Annotated in this window: 7 protein-coding genes; 5 read left to right on the plus strand and 2 right to left on the minus strand. The window is 66.8% G+C overall.

Annotated features, from left to right (window positions below; translation table 11 throughout):
* Nucleotides 1-244 precede the first annotated feature (244 nt).
* Entirely contained in the window at nt 245-1,300 is a 1,056-nt protein-coding gene (locus M0R80_21155) for a histone deacetylase (GenBank protein ID MCK9462142.1), read from the minus strand.
* 138 nt (nt 1,301-1,438) lie between these two features.
* On the opposite strand from M0R80_21155, the gene M0R80_21160 reads away from it, so the two are divergent.
* From M0R80_21160 to M0R80_21175, 4 genes are all read left to right on the plus strand, one after another.
* The gene (locus tag M0R80_21160; protein MCK9462143.1) at nt 1,439-2,659 is read left to right on the plus strand and encodes a hypothetical protein; all 1,221 of its coding nucleotides are present in this window, start codon (nt 1,439-1,441) and stop codon (nt 2,657-2,659) included.
* Between the two features lie 18 nt (nt 2,660-2,677).
* Complete coding sequence (locus tag M0R80_21165; protein ID MCK9462144.1) at nt 2,678-3,418, plus strand: HEAT repeat domain-containing protein; 741 nt, start codon at nt 2,678-2,680, stop codon at nt 3,416-3,418.
* A gap of 138 nt (nt 3,419-3,556) precedes the next feature.
* Nucleotides 3,557-4,432 (plus strand): tetratricopeptide repeat protein, encoded by an 876-nt coding sequence (locus M0R80_21170; GenBank protein ID MCK9462145.1) that lies wholly within the window; start codon nt 3,557-3,559, stop codon nt 4,430-4,432.
* 29 nt (nt 4,433-4,461) lie between these two features.
* Nucleotides 4,462-15,951: a tetratricopeptide repeat protein gene (locus M0R80_21175; protein ID MCK9462146.1), complete on the plus strand. Its 11,490-nt coding sequence runs from the start codon at nt 4,462-4,464 to the stop codon at nt 15,949-15,951.
* A 274-nt stretch (nt 15,952-16,225) separates the two neighbouring features.
* On the opposite strand, the gene tnpA is transcribed toward M0R80_21175, so the two are convergent.
* Nucleotides 16,226-16,708, minus strand: a complete 483-nt coding sequence (gene tnpA / locus M0R80_21180) for an IS200/IS605 family transposase (GenBank protein MCK9462147.1) — start codon at nt 16,706-16,708, stop codon at nt 16,226-16,228.
* A gap of 421 nt (nt 16,709-17,129) precedes the next feature.
* Between tnpA and M0R80_21185 the strand changes: the two genes are divergently transcribed.
* Nucleotides 17,130-17,270: a hypothetical protein gene (locus tag M0R80_21185; protein ID MCK9462148.1), complete on the plus strand. Its 141-nt coding sequence runs from the start codon at nt 17,130-17,132 to the stop codon at nt 17,268-17,270.
* The last annotated feature ends 56 nt before the right edge of the window (nt 17,271-17,326 follow it).

Raw genomic sequence — 17,326 nt, forward strand, 5'->3', positions numbered from 1 at the left:
ACGACGCCTGCGGCCGTTTTTCCATGTACTGGGTCGCGGTGTCGAGGAGCTCCTCTGCGAGGTCGGCGAGGATGAGCCGAGGTTGTTTCATCGGGCCGGGGGCCGTGCGAAACTTTTCGATTATGAATTTAATCATCGTCGCCCTCCTGCGCGCCGCGAAAACGAGCGGAGCGATTGTACACGATTTTTCGGGTGGTTGCCAACGGCCAAAGGCGGGAGCGTTTCGTACGTGAATCGATGTGAATCAGCGGGCGTCGAGCGAGAGCTGGACCCCGGGCCAGAACGGGCCGATGGCGCGCGCCACGGCGCCGATGACCGCAACGCAGCCGCGCGTCGTGTCGCTCCGGCACTCCGGGACCCGGCCGCCGGCCATCGCTCGGGCGACCGATTCGGCGGATTCCGAGAGCGCCTGCAGGTCGTATCCGCCCTCCAGGAACAGCGTGATCCGGCCGCCGCACAGCTCCTCCGCCAGGGCCCGGAGGCGCGCCGCCATGGCGCCGTAGCACGCGCTCGTCAGCTGCATTCCGCCCAGCGGGTCGCGCTCGTGGGCGTCGAACCCCGCGCTGACGAGGATGTGGTCCGGAGCGAAGGCGCGCGCGAGCGGCGCGAACACCGAATCGATTACAGAAAGATAATCCCCGTCGACCGCACCGCCCGGGAACGGGAAGTTGACGCAGCGGCCCTTCGCGGTCGGCCCGCCGATCTCGTTCACCAGCCCCGAGCCGGGGTAGTGCGGCCACTGGTGCACGGACACGAAGAGCACGTCGGCGCTGTCCCAGAACTGGTTCTGGGTCCCGTTGCCGTGGTGCACGTCCCAGTCGAAGATGGCGACACGGCGCGCCGAGCCGTCCGCGAGGAGCGAGGCCGCGGCCACGGCGACGTTGTTGAAGATGCAGAAACCGGCCGCCGAGCCCGCGCTCGCGTGGTGCCCCGGGGGCCGTACGATCGCCCATCCCCATTCGACCTCCCGGCGGTGCACGTGGTGCGCGAGGTCGATGCCGCCACCGGCGGCCAGCAGCGCCGCGGCACGGCTTCCCGGCGAGTAGAAGGTATCCGAATCGAGGTTCCCGTGGCGCCCGGAGCCGAGCGCCCGGAGGGTCTTTTCGACGTACGGGTGTTCGTGGACCAACTCGATCTCCGCCTGCAGGGCCTCGCGGGGCTGGGGGCGCAGCGCGCCGCCCAAGGCGCCGGACGCCTCCAGCCCGCGGAGGACGGCGGGCAGGCGCTCCGGACGCTCCGGGTGGTACCCGTCCGCCGTGTGATCGAGGAAGGCGGGTGAATACAGGATTCCTGCCGTCATGGGACACTCCTGGCGGCGCCTCCGGGGCCGGCCGTCCTTGACTTGCCGCTCAGCTGGTGATAGGCAATTTCGTCCCGGATCACAACAGGATATCGAAAACCCGAGAAGGGCTTCGAGCCCGACAAAAGGGAACATCCGATGCGCGCGAAGATCATCCTGCCGAACTTGTTGATCGTGTTGATTGCCGGATTCGGGGCCTTTTTCTGGCTCCGGGGGAATCTGCACGACAAGGCCACCGAGCGCATGCGCGAGAGGCTCGGCGTCACGGCGGAGCTGTTGCGGAGATCCGAGGCGCTGCGGGGGCACGAGCTGCTCGCCGCGGTCACCAAGCAGGCGATGACCAAGGACGTGACGCAGGCGTTCGCGCCGGTCGCCTACACGCCCGCGCCGGGCGAGACCCAGGAGGCGGCCGACGCGAAGATCCGGCAGACCTGGTTCTCGCAGTGCGTCCGCGCGGTGGAGCTCTTCTCGGAGCTCTGGGGGGTCAAGAACGGCAAGCGGCCGGACCTCGTGTTCCTGACCGACAGGAACGGCGTGGTCCTCGCGCGGAACACGACCCCGAACGCCTGCCCGACGGGGAAGAACGTCTCCGACACCATCGCCGTGGTCGCGAACGCCCTGCAGGGCGGCCCGGCATACTCTCTCTGGTCCCCCGACGACAAGACCTTCGGCAAGAACGCCGTCGCCGGCGCGACGAGCTGCCCGCTCATGAACACGGGGCTCCTCGAGATGGCCGCGGCCCCGGTGTGGGTCGACGGCGAGATCGCCGGGGTGTTCGTGGCCGGGTTCGAGGTGTCGAACGGAGTCGCGAACGAGAAGCGCGCGCTCCTGGGGTTTGACGTCGCCGTGTCGGCGCGCGGCCTGATCTACAGCTCCTCGCTCGCCGACGAGGCCGCCCGCCAGGCGCTCGACGCGCAGCTGAAGGGCGTGGCCGACAAGGTGAAGGCGTCGATCGCGACGGGGAAGCCCTCGGACATCCTCAGCCTCGAGCTGGAGGGACAGGACTTCCTCGGCGTGATCGTCGGCGCCGCCAACGCGGACGCGAAGGACGAGATCGCCTACGCCATCATGGGCTCGATCGAGGACAGCGACTTCTTCTCCGGGTCGCTCGTGGTGCTCATGGTCATCACCATCGTCGCGGCGCTCCTCGTGCTCGTCGCCGGGTTCCTGCTCGCGGGCCAGTTCATGCGGCCCGTCATGGCCATCGAGGAGGGCCTCCTCAAGATCATCAACGGCGAGTACGACCACCGGTTCGACGTGAAGTCCGCGGAGGTCGGCGGCTTGGCGTTCCGCATCAACCAGCTCATCGACGTGCTGACGGGGAAGGACGAGCAGGCGGACGACGACGAGCAGCGTTAGCCGCACGGAGCTCCTCCCATGGGCATACTCGAATATTTTTCCAGCGAGCAGCGGCGCCGACGGAGGATCGACGCGAGGGTGCGCCGTGCGAACAACAAGCACACGCCGAAGGACTACCGCCAGATCGCGCTGCAGGAGGTGATCGACTTCGCCAAGGCGGGCGAGGTCGCCGCGGTCCGCGGGCTCATCCACCGCTTCACCGTCAACGCGGAGCCCACCATCGAAGACGAGCGGGAGAAGGAGTGGGTGAGCTCGGCGCTCACCGACCTCGGGCGGACCACGCTCCCCGAGATATCGCGCGCCCTGCGCTCGGCGGAGTCCGTCGTCTGGATCCAGCGCGTGTACCGATCCATCGCCTCTCCCGAGGAGTACCGGGACGAGCTGCTCTCGGTCCTCTCGGAGTTCGACACGGAGTACGAGCGCAACCCGGACCGGAAGATGCAGACGATCATGGCGCTCGCCGACATCCCGGAGACGCGGGTGGCGCAGGCGTTGATCCCGTTCCTCGAAGACGTCGACGAGACGGTCCGCTTCCAGACCGTCGTGGCGCTCGCGAAGATCGGCCACGAGGCCGCGCGCGCGCCGATGCTCAAGGCGATGTGCGAGGACGAGAGCCTGCGCGTCCGCAACGAGGTCGTGGAGGCGTTCGCCGCGCTCGCTTGGTCGACCGCGGGCTACAAGAAGAAGATCGACGACTTCCTGCCGCGCGGGTACAGGCACGACAAGAGCGGGAAGATTGTCAAGCTCGGATCTGTGTGATCACGTCTTTTTTCTTTCTATTTCTCGATCCGTTTTTCGTGTTACCGAAATCGACGTACAGGGTTTACATCCCTGAGTCAGTTATCTAGAATCACGAGCTAATCGCAGTCACCGACAACCGGGAGAAGGAGCGACTCCATGGGCAAGAAGTTAGTGCTGGTGATCTTCGCGCTCGCCACGTTGACGACGGCGAACTCGTGCAACCGCGACAACGTGTATTCGGTTCAGAAGCAGAACTCCTGCGTGGAATTCCACCAGAAGAAGATGATCCCCCAGGCGATCCGGGAGTGCAACCAGGCGGTGAGCCTGGACCCGGAGAACGTCCAGGCGCAGCACGGGTTGGCGCTCATCTACGTCGAGACCAAGGAGTACGCGCAGGCGGTCCGGCACTTCCAGAAGGCGATCGCGCTCGCCCCGGACGTCGCGATCTACCACTACCAGCTCGGGGAGACGTACCAGTGGCTCGAGCAGTGGTCCCAGGCCGAGGCCGAGCTGAAGCGCGCCATCGAGCTCGACGACACGCTCTACAAGGCGCACTACCGGCTCGGGCGCGTCTGCGAGGCGCTGGATCGCCCCGAGGAGGCGCTGCAGAAGTACACCGACGCGGTCGGCCGGAACGGAAAGTTCATGGACGCGTACCGCGAGCTCGGCGCGCTGTACATCGAGTACAACTACCTCGCGCAGGCCGAGCAGGTCTTCCGCGAGGCGGTCAAGGCGCTCGAGGGGCGCAGCGAGGAGCTCGGCGAGATCCACTACTGGCTCGGCCGGACGCTCCAGGAGAAGAAGGACTGGAACGCGGCGATCCAGGAGTTCCGGCTGTCGCTCGAGCAGAAGCCGGACATGACCGACGCGATGTTCAGCCTCGGCTGGTGCTACTCGTTCACGAACAAGGAAAACGCGAAGATTTGGCTCGAGAAGTTCCTTTCGGCCGCCAACCAGAAGACCCGCCCGGATTTCATCAACGCGGCGCACGCTCGGTTGGCGGAGCTCATGGAAGGCGCGGTCATTCAGTAAACGCCGACGCGGCGAAGTGACAGGGCGAAATGTCAGGGAAACCACTTCTCGGTGTGGCGAGCTGGAAGAAGGAGATCCTGGAGGCTGAGGCCCGGGCCGAAGCGGCGAGCACGACGGACGGCGCGTGCACGACGCAGCTCGAGGTCGCGCGTCTCTGGGAGGGCCGCTTCCTGCAAAAGGCCAAGGCGATCGTTCATTTCCAGCAGGCGTACAAGGCCGAGCCGAAGTCCCGCGAGGCCTTGGGCAACGCGCGGCGGATCTACTGGGAGATGGGGCGGCTCCCGACCGTCGAGAAGCTCGCCACGATCGAGCGCGATCTCGCGACCGATCCGGCGGAGCAGCTGAGGCTGCTGCGCGAGCTCGCCGAGGTCAGGCTGCTCCTCGGCCAGACCGACCAGATCCACGAGGCGTGCGACGCGGCGCTGGCGATCGAGAAGGGCGCGCGCTGGGCCGCCGACCTCGCGAAGGATCTCGACGCGGGAGACGGGTGGACCGGGCGCGCCGCGAAGGTCGCCAAGAAGGGCGAGAAGGACCGGGACGCCGGCGCCCTCCTGCGCGCCGCGGTGATGCACTGGCGCGCCGGCGGCGACACCCCCGCCGCGATCGGCCTGCTCAAGTCGGCGGTGCGCGCCGATCCGAGGCACGCCTCGGCGTCGCTGCTCACCGAGCGGCTCGTCGCCGAGGAGATGGGAGAGGACGCGCTGCTGGAGTGGCACGCGGAGCTCCTCTCGTCGGTGCCGGCGGAGGCGCGCGCCGGGGTGCTCTACGACATCGGCCTGCGCTGGCTCCTGCAGCGCCAGAACGCCGAGCGCGCGCTGCGGTTCCTGGACCAGGCCTTCCGCAGCGACCCGGCGATCCCCGGCCTGCTGGGGTTCCTGTGCGACACGTATGGAGAGTCCGGTGACACGGCCGCCCTGGCGGATCTCGTGGAGGCCGGCCTGGAGAAGGCCCAGGGCGACACGCGCCTGCAGCTCCTCGAGATCGCCGGGGAGCTGTGGGGAACGATCCTGGCCGATCCTGCTCACGCCGAGCGCTACTTCACGGAACTGCTCAGCCTCGCACCCGACAACGGGGCGGCGAAGAGATTCTTCGAGGAGAGTGAGATGACGAAAGACTCCGGATCGAATCCCACGAACGAGCCCGAGGCGCGAGACGAGAGCACCGAGACGGCGGAAGGCCCGGCCGACAGGGGCCCCTCCGAGGCGCTCCGGGCGGCGATGCAGAGCGCACGCGCGGCCGAGTCGCAGGGCGCCGAGGCGGGGATCAAGGCCTGGCAGGAGGCCTGGAACACCGAGCCGGGCCACCCGGCCGTCCTCGAGGAGATGTACAGGCTGTTCAGCGAGACCGGCAAGTGGACCGTGTTCGCGGACTTCATCAAGAAGGCGACCAAGGGGATCGCGAACGAGGACCACTCCATCGCCGCCCAGATGGTGCTCGCCCGCGTCTACGACCTGGAGCTCAAGCAGGACGTGATGGCGGTCAACACCTACCAGGCGATCCTGAAGCAGCGCGAGAGCCACATGCCGGCGCTCGACGCGGCGATCGAAAAGTACGAGGCGATGGAGCGGTGGCCCGATCTCGTCAAGATGCTCAAGGCCAAGGGCGCGCTCGTCACCTCGCCGGAGGACAAGGTGGATATCTGGCTGCGCGTCGCGCAGCTGTTCCTCCAGCGCTTCTCGAACCAGGCCGAGGCGATCAAGGCGTTCGAGGAGGTGATCGCGGCGGATCCGGACAACGTGCAGGCGGCGGATTTCCTGAAGGAGATGTACGAGAAGCGCCGCGACTGGGAGAAGCTGATCGCCATCAAGCGGCGCGAGGCGGAGCGGGCCGCGGAAGGCCCGGATCGCGCCGCGGCGTACGTCGAGGTCGCGAAGATGGCCTCCGAGCGGCTCAAGAAGCCGTCGGTGTGCATCGAGCTGTGGGAGGCGGTCGTCGCCCAGGACGGAGAGAACGCGGAGGCGTTCAACGAGCTCGCCGGGCTCTACGAGCGGGCGAAGGAGTGGGAGAAGCTCGCCGCGATCCTCGAGAAGCAGGCGGCGCAGGCCGTCAGCGCGGCCGCGCAGGCCGAGGTCTACCAGAAGCTCGGCATCGTCTACGGCGACAAGATCGGCGACAACAACCGCGCCGTGACCGCGTGGAAGGCGCTGATGGCGATCAACCCCGACGATCGCCGCGCGCAGGAGCAGCTCAAGAAAAGGTACCTCGCGCTCCAGGCGTGGGACGAGCTCGAGGAGTTCTACGGATCCGCGGGCAAGTGGGACGAGTTCATCCGCGTGCTCGAACGGGAGGCCGAGCGGCCGGACGCGACGGCGGAGAGCAAGATCGGCCTGCAGTTCAAGATCGCCGAGCTCTGGCGGGACCGCAAGGAGCGCGTCGACCGCGCGGCCAAGTGCTACGAGATCGTGCTCGAGCTCGACAAGCAGAACCTCAGGGCCGCCGAGGCGCTCATCCCGATCCTGGAGGAGTCCGGCAAGGAGGCCGGCAAGCTCGCGGACGTGCTCGAGGTGAAGCTCGTGCACGTGACGGACGCCGACGAGCAGCTCGCGCTGATCCAGCGGATCTCCCACATCGCCGAGGACGACGTCGCGGACGTCGGGCGGGCGTTCCAGGGCTTCCTCCGGGCGTTCACGCTGCGCCCCGACGACGAGACCACCCGCGCGGACATGGAGCGGACCGCCGGCAAGGCCGGAAAGTGGGAGGAGGTCGCCGCCGCCTACGCCACGGTCTTCGGCGCGTCGAAGGAGCCCCTGAAGCTGGAGATCCGGCTCTGCCTCGGCCGCGTGCTCAACGAGGAGCTCGGCCGGGCCGAGGAGGCGCTCGCGCACTACGACGCCATTCTCTCCCAGGATCCGAAGAACCCGCGGGCGGTGCACGCCCTGGAGCGGATCTTCGCGCAGATGGGCCGGTACGAGGAGCTGCTCGACATCTACACGCGCCGCATCGAGATGGCGGCCGACGACGAGGAGCGGAAGGAGATCTTCTACAACCAGGCGCTGCTCTGGGAGGAGGAGATCGGCGACGTCGACAAGGCGATCGCCGTCTACAACCAGATCATCGAGATGGCCGGCGACGAGCCGAAGGCGCTCGCCGCGCTGGATCGGCTCTTCACGAAGGCGGAGCGCTGGAAGGACGCCGCCGAGGTGATCGACCGCCAGCTCCAGCAGGGCGTCCTGCAGGAGGAGCAGGAGATCGAGTTCAAGTTCCGCCTCGGGCAGGTCAAGGAGATCCACCTCGGCGACAAGGCCGGCGCGCTGGAGTGCTACCGCGAGGTGCTGACCGTCCGACCGAGCCACGACATGTCCACGGCGGCGCTCGAGGGGCTGCTCGAGGACGCGGCGCAGCAGGCCGAGGCCGCGTCGATCCTCGCCCCGATCTACCAGGAGAGCGGCGAGTGGGAGAAGCTCGTCCAGGCGATCGAGATCCTGTTCAAGCGCTCGGATGACGCGTTCGAGAAGCTCGAGCACCTGATGCGGATCGGCGGGATCTTCTCGGAGCACCTCGGCTCCCCGGAGCGCGCGTTCGTCGCGTACAGCCGCGCGTTCAGGCTCAACCCCAACCAGGCCGCGCCGCTCGACAAGCTCGAGGAGATCACCACCATCCTCGACTGCTGGAAGGAGATGGTCGGGCTGCTCGAGGAGGGCGGGCGCACCACGGACGACCCGGAGATCGGGAAGCAGCTCTGGCTGCGAGCCGCGCGCATCCACGACGCCCAGCTCGACAACGTCGACGCCGCGGTCGCCGCGTACAACGCCGTCCTCGCGCTGGACGCCCAGAACACCGAGGCGATCGCCGCGCTCGAGCAGATCTTCAGCCGCACGGAGCGGTGGCCCGAGCTCATCGACGTGCTCCGTACGAAGGTGGACGCCACGGTCGACGCCGGCGAGAAGGAGCAGATCTTCCGCCACATGGTGATGATCTACGAGGAGATGCTCGAGCGGCCGCAGGACGCCGTCGGGTGCCTCAAGGAGATCCTCGGGATCGATCCGACGAACGCGCAGGCGCTCCAGGATCTCGATAAGCTGTACCTGCAGCTCGAGAACTGGGCGGATCTCGCGGACAACCTCCAGCAGCAGCTCGGCATCGAGACCGATCCGGACAGGACCGTCGCGCTCAAGCTGCGGCTCGCGAGCCTGCGGGAGAGCCGGCTCTCGGAGGTCGCGGCGGCGGTCGAGATCTACCGCGAGGTCATCGAGGTCGATCCGGAGAACGCCACGGCGATCGAGGCGCTCGAGCGCATCATCGAGAAGCCGGAGTTCAAGCGCGACATCGCGCTGATGCTCGAGCCCATCTACCGCGGGATCGGCGCGTGGCAGAAGCTCGTGAACGTCTACGAGATCCTCATCTCGCTCGAGGAGGGCACGTCGCGGAAGGTCGACCTGCTCCACGAGATCGCCGCCCTGTACGAGACCGCCGGCGACGAGCCGGAGAAGGCGTTCCAGACGCTCGGCAGGGCGCTCGCGGTCGAGCCGGCCGAGGAGCGCACGCAGGAGAGCCTCGAGCGGCTCTCGCGGGTCCTCGTGCTGCACGCGGAGCTCGCGGATCTGTACGAGAAGACGATCGAGGGCGCGCAGAACATGGAGCTCGCGGCGGCCTTCCACCTGAAGATCGCCCGGATCGCGGAGGAGAGCCTGCAGGATCTGGATCGCGCGGTGAGGCACTACCGCGAGGTGCTCGCGATCGATCCGATGCACCTCGACGCCGCGACGGCGCTCGAGCGCGCCTACCAGATCAACGAGAACTACGCCGAGCTCGCGGCCATCTACCTGCGGAAGGTGGAGATGGTCAGCGACCTGACGGAGCAGAAGAACCTCCTGTTCAAGGCGAGCCAGATCTACGAGGAGCTGCTCGAGAACGCCGAGAAGGCGATCGAGGTCTACCTCAAGATCCTGGACATCGACGGCGACGATCTGCGCGCCATCGCGCAGCTCGAGGGGCTCTACCTGCGCCTCGAGCGCTGGGAGGAGCTGCAGGGCATCTACAACCGCAAGGCGGATCTCGTGACCTCGCCGGAGGACAAGAAGGAGGTCCTGTACGTGCTCGGCGCGATGTACGAGCGCGAGCTGAAGGACGTCAAGAAGGCGACCGAGACCTACCAGCGCATCCTCGAGTTCGATCCCGACGACTTCCAGGCGGTGCAGAGGCTCGACGTCCTCTTCACGGAGAGCGGCGAGTGGCACGATCTCCTGTCCGTCCTCGAGCGCGAGGTGGAGCTCACGGGCGATCCGGAGGAGGCGGTCGCGTTCAAGTACCGCATCGCCGAGCTCTACGTGCGGCACCTCGACGACGTGTCGCGGGCCGTCGAGTACTTCAAGGATATCCTCACGCTGTCGGCCGGCCACGACCCCTCCATCGGCCTGCTCGAGGAGCTGGTCAAGGGCGATCGGGAGCCGCTCCTCGCGGCCGAGGTGCTCGAGCCTTTGTACCAGGATCTCGCGGAGTGGCGGAAGCTCATCGGGGTGCTGGAGGTCAAGCTCAAGGCGACCGAGGAGCCGTGGCAGAAGGTGGAGCTCCTGCACCAGATCGCCGGGCTGCTCGAGAGCGATCTGCACCTCGACTCGCCGAGCGAGGCGTTCGACGTCTACGCCCGCGCGATCGCGCTCGACAAGACCAACGAGAAGTCCCTCCTGCGCCTGGAGGATCTCGCGGCGCAGACCGGCCGCTGGCCGGATCTCGCGCAGCTCATCGACGCCCAGCTCAAGGACGCCGACTCCTCCGAGGTCGTCGTGCCGCTCGGCCTGCGGGTCGCCGCCGTGTACGAGGAGAAGCTCGACAAGGTGGACGAGGCGATCGTCAGGTACCAGCGCGTCCTCGAGCTCGAGAACGACAACCGGCAGGCGATCCTGCGGCTCGACAAGCTGTTCCAGATCACAGAGCGGTGGGCCGATCTCGCCGCGGTCCTGGTCCGGGAGTCGGCCATCACCCAGGATCCCGACGAGAGCCTCGGCGTGCAGTTCCGCCTGGGACAGCTCTACCGCCAGGAGATCGGGGACCTCGACCGCGCCGTCGAGGTGTTCCGCGACATCCTCGCGGCCGAGCCGGCGCACGAGAAGTCGATCGCGGCGCTCGAGCTCCTCTTCGCCGAGGGGCAGAAGCGCGGCGAGATCGTCGAGATCCTCGAGCCGCTGTTCCGCATGCAGGCCGAGTGGCAGAAGCTCGTATCCCTGTACCAGCAGCAGCTCGACGACGTTACGGACGTCGCGGCGCGCGTGCCCATGATCCACCGCATCGCGGAGACGCTCGAGGAGCGCATTGTGGATCAGGTCGAGGCGTTCAACTGGTACAGCCGCGCCTTCGCGGAGGATCCGTTCGACGAGCGGTCGGGCGAGGAGATCGAGCGGCTCGCCCGCGCGACCAACGCCTGGCCCGAGCTCGCCGATCTGTACCAGGACCTGTTCGAGAAGCGCGAGGACGCCCAGGTGAAGCGCCTCGCCGCGAAGAGGCTCGCCCGGGTCGCGGAGGAGGAGCTCCACGACGCGGCGAGGGCCGAGCAGGCCTACCGCGGGTGCCTGCAGCTCGGCGGCGACGACTTCGAGGTGCTGACCGCGCTCGATCGCATCTACACGCAGTACATGGAGTGGGATCGCCTCGTCGACATCCTCGAGATGCTGGCGACGACGGTGCCCTCGGACGAGGAGAAGGTCGCGTACATCTACCGCATGGGCACGGTGTTCGAGACGCAGATGGACGAGCCGGAGAAGGCCCGCGTCGCGTACCACAGGGTCGTCGACAAGCTCGATCCGAGCCACCGCGACTCGCTCGATCGCCTCGAGATGATCTACGCGAACCGGGAGGCCTGGACCGAGCTCTACGCGATCTACGAGAAGATGAAGGAGTCCACGCAGAGCGAGGCCGCGCAGGCGGATCTCTACGCCAAGCTGGGCGTGATCGCGTCGGACTGCCTCGGCGACATCCCGCGCGCCATCGAGCTGTGGAAGAACGTCCTGGATATACGCGGCGAGGATCCGCTCGCGCTCGACGCCCTGGCGGACATGTACTCCCGCCAGGAGAACTGGTCCGATCTCGTCGACATCCTCGAGCGGGCCGTGACGATCGCCGACGACACCGACACGCGCGTCCGCCTCTACAGCCAGCTCGGCATGGTCTGGGGCCAGTGCCTCTCGCGCGACAGGAACGCGCTCGACAACTGGCAGAACGTGCTCGGGATCGAGCCGACGAACATCCCCGCGCTCCAGGCGATCGCCGGGATCTACGAGGCGAACAAGGAGTGGGACGACCTCATCGACGCGCTCGAGCGCATCATCTCCGCCGGCGCGTCCCAGTTCGAGGTGGCGCAGCTCAAGGGCTACTTCGCCAAGCTCGGGACGATCCTCGACAAGACGCTCGAGCGGCCCATGGACGCCATCGACGCGTGGCGCAAGGCCGCGGAGCTCGATCTGACCGACCTCGGGCCGCTCACCGCGCTCGAGCAGCTCTACTCGGCCCAGGCGATGTGGGAGGAGCTCGTCGTCGTGCTCGGCAAGAAGGGCGAGGTCCTCGAGGGCGACGCGCAGATCGAGACCTGGCTGGAGCAGGCGAAGATCATCGAGGAGAAGCTCGAGGAGCCGCGGCAGGCGCTCAAGCCGTACGGGCGCATCATCGACGTCGCGCCGCTCCACGTCCACGCGTTCGAGCGGATGGTGGAGATCCTCACCGATCAGGACAAGTGGGACGATCTCATCAAGCTGTACTCGACCCGCCTGAACTTCACGGGCGAGCCGGCGGATCAGGTCGCGCTGATGCACAAGGCCGCGGCAATCTACGAGGACAAGCTCAGCCAGCCGGAGAACGCGTTCCAGGTCATGCAGCGCGCGTTCGAGACGGACTACTCCAACGACGAGACGGCGAAGCACCTCGAGCGGCTCGCGTCGATCACCGACAGCTGGAACGAGCTGCTCGCGTCCTGCAACCAGGTGCTGCAGTCGATCCAGGACAAGAAGACGCAGGTCAACCTGTGCCTGAAGATCGGCAAGTGGTACGCGGACGAGCTCGGCCACCCCGAGTACGCGATCGCCTACTACCAGCAGGTCCTCCAGCTCGACGCCGACAACGTGCGGGCCCTCACGCTCATGGGGCAGCTCTACCGAGGGACCAAGCAGTGGGCGGAGCTCGTCGAGGTGCTCGGGAGGGCCGTCTCCGCCGAGCAGGAGCCCGACAGGAAGAAGGCGATCTACGTCGAGCTCGGCCAGATCTACGAGGAGTACCTCTCCGACCTGCCCGAGGCCCGCAAGGCCTACAAGCAGGCGCTCGACATCGACCCGGGCCTGGAGGCCGCGCTCAACGCCCTCGAGCGGATGTTCGCGGCCTCGCAGAACTGGCGCGAGCTCATCCCCGTGCTGCGGCGCAAGCTTGACGTGCTCGCCGAGCCGGAGCAGATCGTGGCGACCCGGCTGCGGATCGCGGAGATCTTCGAGGATCAGCTCGGCGACGCGCAGTCCGCGATCGACGAGTACCGCAAGAACCTCGAGGTGGAGCAGGGCAACATGCCCTCGCTCAAGGGGCTCGAGCGGCTCTTCTCGAAGGCGAGCCAGTGGCAGGATCTCCTCGACGTGCTGGAGATCCAGCTCGAGTACGCGACGAGCGAGCGCATCCGGATCGAGCTTCTGACGCGCGTCGCGTCCATGCTCGAGGAGGAGTTCCTCAGCCCGGACAAGGCGATCCCGAAGTACGAGCAAATCCTGGAGATCGATCCGGCGCACGAGAGCGCGTTGGGCGCGCTCGAGCGGCTGTACCGCTCGGCGCGTCGTTGGCAGGATCTCATCGCGACGCTCGAGCGGCACGTCGTCGCCACGAATGATCGCGACGCGCGGATCGGCCTGTACGGCGCCATCGGCGTCGTCTACGCCGCGGAGCTCGACGACAACGATCGCGCGATGGAGGCGTACCGGGCCATCCTGGACATCGATCCGGAGCACCTCGAGGCGCTGGACCAGCTCTCGCGGGCGCAGGTCAAGGCCGAGGACTGGAGCGGGGCCCACGAGACGATGCGCAGGCTCGCCGACACGCTCACGGACGCGGAGGCCAAGGTCGACCTCTACTACCGCCTCGGCAAGCTGAACGAGGAGAACCTCATGGACCGCGCCACCGCGGTCGAGCACTTCCGGTCGGCGATCGACATCAACGCAGGGCACCTGCCGAGCCTCGAGGCGCTGAGCAGGATCCACCTCGACGAGGGCGAGTGGCTGGCCGCCGCGCGCGTCCTGGACGCGGAGCAGCAGCACACGGAGAACACCCGCCAGAAGTCGAGGCTGCAGTTCGAGCTCGGCGAGCTGACGCGCGACAAGCTCATGGACGAGGACACGGGGATCCAGTGGTTCGAGCGGTCGCTCGAGTCGGATCCCGACAACCAGAAGGCCGCGGAGCCGCTGGTAGACGTGTACATCGCGCGCGAGCGGTGGCAGGACGCCGAGCGGCTCTTGGACATGCTGCTCCGCCTCGGCGGGAAGCGCGACGCGCGCGAGCTCCAGCCGCTCCACAGGAAGCTGGGCCTCGTCGCAGACAAGGTCGGCAACCTCGAGAAGGCGCTCAAGGCGTACCAGACCGCGTACGACATGGACACCGCGCACCTGCCGACGCTCCTGGCGCTCGCCGACGTGCTGTACCGGCAGTCCGAGTGGGACAAGGCGTTCAAGCTGTACCAGATGGTGCTCGTGCACCACAGGGAGGCGCAGGGCAAGGACGAGATCGTAGACATCTTCTACCGCCTCGGGCGCATCAAGGCGGAGGTGCAGGAGCGGCGCAAGGCGCTCAACATGTTCGACAAGGCGCTGGAGATCGATCCCGCGCACAAGCCGACGCTCGAGCAGGTCGTCGCGCTCCACGAGGAGCAGAAGAACTACGAGCAGGTCATCCACTTCAAGAAGATCCTCGTCGACAACGCGACCGACGACGACGACAAGTTCCAGCTGCTCGTCGACATCGGCGACATCTGGCAGGAGAAGATGAAGAACCCGCAGAAGGCGATCTCGTCCTACGCGGAGGCTTCGGAGCTCAAGCCGGAGAACCGGCCGGTGCTGCACAAGATGCTGCCCCTGTACCAGTCCACCAAGCAGTGGCAGAAGGTCGTGGAGATCATCGGGCGCGTCGCGGAGATGGAGGAGGACCAGGACAAGCTCGGCCGCCTCTACTACTCGATGGCGGTCATCTACCGCGACGAGATCAAGAGCGCCGACGACTCGGTCGAGCTGTTCAACAAGTCGCTCGACGCGAGCCTCGAGAACCTCAAGTCGTTCGAGGCGGTCGACAGGATCCTGACGCAGAAGAAGGACTGGAAGGAGCTGGAGCGCAACTACCGCAAGATGCTCCACAGGATCGCGGGCAAGGACCGCAAGGACCTCGAGATCAACCTGTGGCACTTCCTCGGCGAGATCTACCGCTCCCGCATGGGGCAGTTCGACTCCGCGGCCGAGGCGTTCAAGATGGCGTCGTCCCTGGATCCAGACAACGTCCTCCGGCACGAGATCCTGGCCGAGCTGTTCATGAAGATGCCGGATCGCCTGAACGACGCCGTCGCCGAGCACCAGGAGCTGATCCGGAAGAACCCCTACCGGGTCGACTCCTACAAGGCGCTGCGCAAGCTGTACTTCGACCACCGGCAGTACGACAAGGCGTGGTGCCTCTGCGCGACGCTGTCGTTCCTCAAGAAGGCCGATCCGGAGGAGCAGCAGTTCTTCGACCAGTACAGGACGCGCGGCACGATCCGGGCGCAGGCGCGGCTCGACAACGAGATCTGGGTGAAGAACCTGTTCCACCCGGACGAGTCCGTGTTCATGGGCAAGATCTTCGAGCTCGTCACGCGCGCCGTCCGCACCGTCAAGGTGCAGCCGATCAAGGCGTTCGGGCTCAAGAAGACCCAGAAGCGGCCGCCGAACGACACGCTCACAATATCGAAGACCTTCTACTACGCGACGCAGGTCATCAACCTGCCGGTCGTGCCGGAGCTGTACGTCCAGGAGGATCGCCAGGGCGGGCTCAACTTCGCGCTCACGGATCCGATGGCCTCGGCGTGCGGCGCCAGCCTGATGTCGGGCTACTCGCCGCAGGATCTCCTGTTCATCGTGACGAAGCACCTGTCGTACTACCGGCCCGAGCACTACATCCGCTGGGTGCTGCCGACGCAGGCCGAGCTGAAGCTCCTGCTCCTCGCGTCGCTGAAGATCGGCGCCCCGGACTTCAAGCTGCCGGAGGACAAGTCCGGCGTGCTCGCGCAGTACGTCGACGTGCTCCGGCAGAACCTCTCCACGATGGAGGCGGAGAACCTCGGCAAGGTCGTCCGCCGGTTCATCAAGTCCGGGGAGCAGGCCGACATCAAGAAGTGGGTCCGCTCGCTGGAGCTCACGGCGTGCCGCGCCGGCTACCTGCTCGCCAACGACCTGGAGACCGCGGCCAAGATGATCCAGGCCGAGACGGGCGGCGTGGACGACATCCCGCCCAAGGAGAAGATCAAGGAGCTCGTGCTGTTCAGCGTGTCCGAGGAGTACTTCAAGCTCCGCGAGGCGCTCGGCATCGTGATCGGATCCTGATCGAACGGCGCGCGGTTCGCCGCGCAGATGAACAGCGCGGCCACGATAGAAGAAGAGGCCATCCCCATATCGTGGCCGCGGATTTCACATCCGCGGCGATGAGCGGGGGATCGGACCCGCCTTCGCGCTTCGCGCTTCGGCGCGGCAAGCCGATCCGACGGATCGGACGGATCCGGCCGATCGAGTGCCGACGGCGTCCCGCGCATGAAAAAACCCGCGCATGAAAACACCCGCGCATGAATTGCGCGGGCTGGAGGATGGAGAGGCTTGGGGTTCAGTCCTCGAGCTCCAGGTCAGGCCAGATGGTTCCTGCCGCGTGGTGGCGCTCCTGGTTCGAGATGTAGGCCACCGTGCGATCCAACTCTGACGAGCTGACGCTGAACGCGCCGTAGCCGGTCTGCCACGAGAAATCGGGAAAGCTCGATACCTCGCGCCGGATCGTCAAGGTCAACGCCGCTTTCAGCCCGCGCACGAGCTCGGCGACGGAGAGGTCGGGGCGATATCGCACCAGCAGGTGGACATGGTCGGGTGCTCCGCCGAGCGCGAGCACGGCGGAGCCCAGCGCGTGCGCCGTGTCGGCGGCTTGCCGGGACAATCGAAAGAGAAGCGCGCTGTCGAGGACTGCGGCGCGGTTCTTCGTCGCCCAAACCACGTGCACGTACAGCACGGCGTGGGAGTGCCTGGTTGCGAACAGCTTCACGTTCTTGTCGGTTCCCTTCTCCAGCCCGCGCAATTCATGCGCGGGGCAGAATGGCACGGCGCCCCTCTTCTTCCTCCAGCCCGCGCAATTCATGCGCGGGCGTGATCGGGTCGGCGCGGGCGGTAGCCGTTTGCGATCGCCCCGTCATCTGTATCGGACGATCCGGGCGGGAGTTGCCGGAAATCGACGTTCCACACAGGTTGGTGCAGCGCGGGCGCGATTGGATGATGGAGAGGCTCGGGTGCCGACGGCGTCCCGCGCATGAATTGCGCGGGCTGGAGGAAACGGCCATAGTCCGCGCATCGGTGGTATGATCCGTTCATCACGGGGGTGAGAGATGATCACGAGCAGAGACCGTTTGTCGGCGCCGCGGGTCCGCTGGTTCTTTGCTCTGGTCGCTTCTGTCTCTTCCGTCGCTTCCGTCCCTTGGCTTGGCGGCTGCTCGAGCGACAAAAGCGACCCAAGCGACGCAAGCGACGTGGACTCTGATTCTGATACCGACACGGATACCGATACCGACACCGATACGGACTCTGATACCGACAGCGACACCGACACCGATACCGACGCGGACACGGATTCCGACGCGGATTGGTGCCGCGCTCCTGAGGAGGCCTAAGGCCGCCTCGAAGGGCGCAGCCTGGAGTGACAAGCCGCAGAAAAAATGGCTTCCGA

The sequence above is a fragment of the Pseudomonadota bacterium genome, from assembly GCA_023229365.1.
Taxonomy (GTDB): domain Bacteria; phylum Myxococcota_A; class Polyangia; order JAAYKL01; family JAAYKL01; genus JALNZK01.

Bases quoted from the DNA above. Each gene is read 5' to 3' on its own strand.
- M0R80_21165 (MCK9462144.1), top strand. From the start codon at position 2,678: ATGGGCATACTCGAATATTTTTCCAGCGAGCAGCGGCGCCGACGGAGG.
- M0R80_21160 (MCK9462143.1), top strand. From the start codon at position 1,439: ATGCGCGCGAAGATCATCCTGCCGAACTTGTTGATCGTGTTGATTGCC.
- M0R80_21175 (MCK9462146.1), top strand. From the start codon at position 4,462: ATGTCAGGGAAACCACTTCTCGGTGTGGCGAGCTGGAAGAAGGAGATC.
- M0R80_21155 (MCK9462142.1), bottom strand. From the start codon at position 1,300: ATGACGGCAGGAATCCTGTATTCACCCGCCTTCCTCGATCACACGGCG.
- M0R80_21170 (MCK9462145.1), top strand. From the start codon at position 3,557: ATGGGCAAGAAGTTAGTGCTGGTGATCTTCGCGCTCGCCACGTTGACG.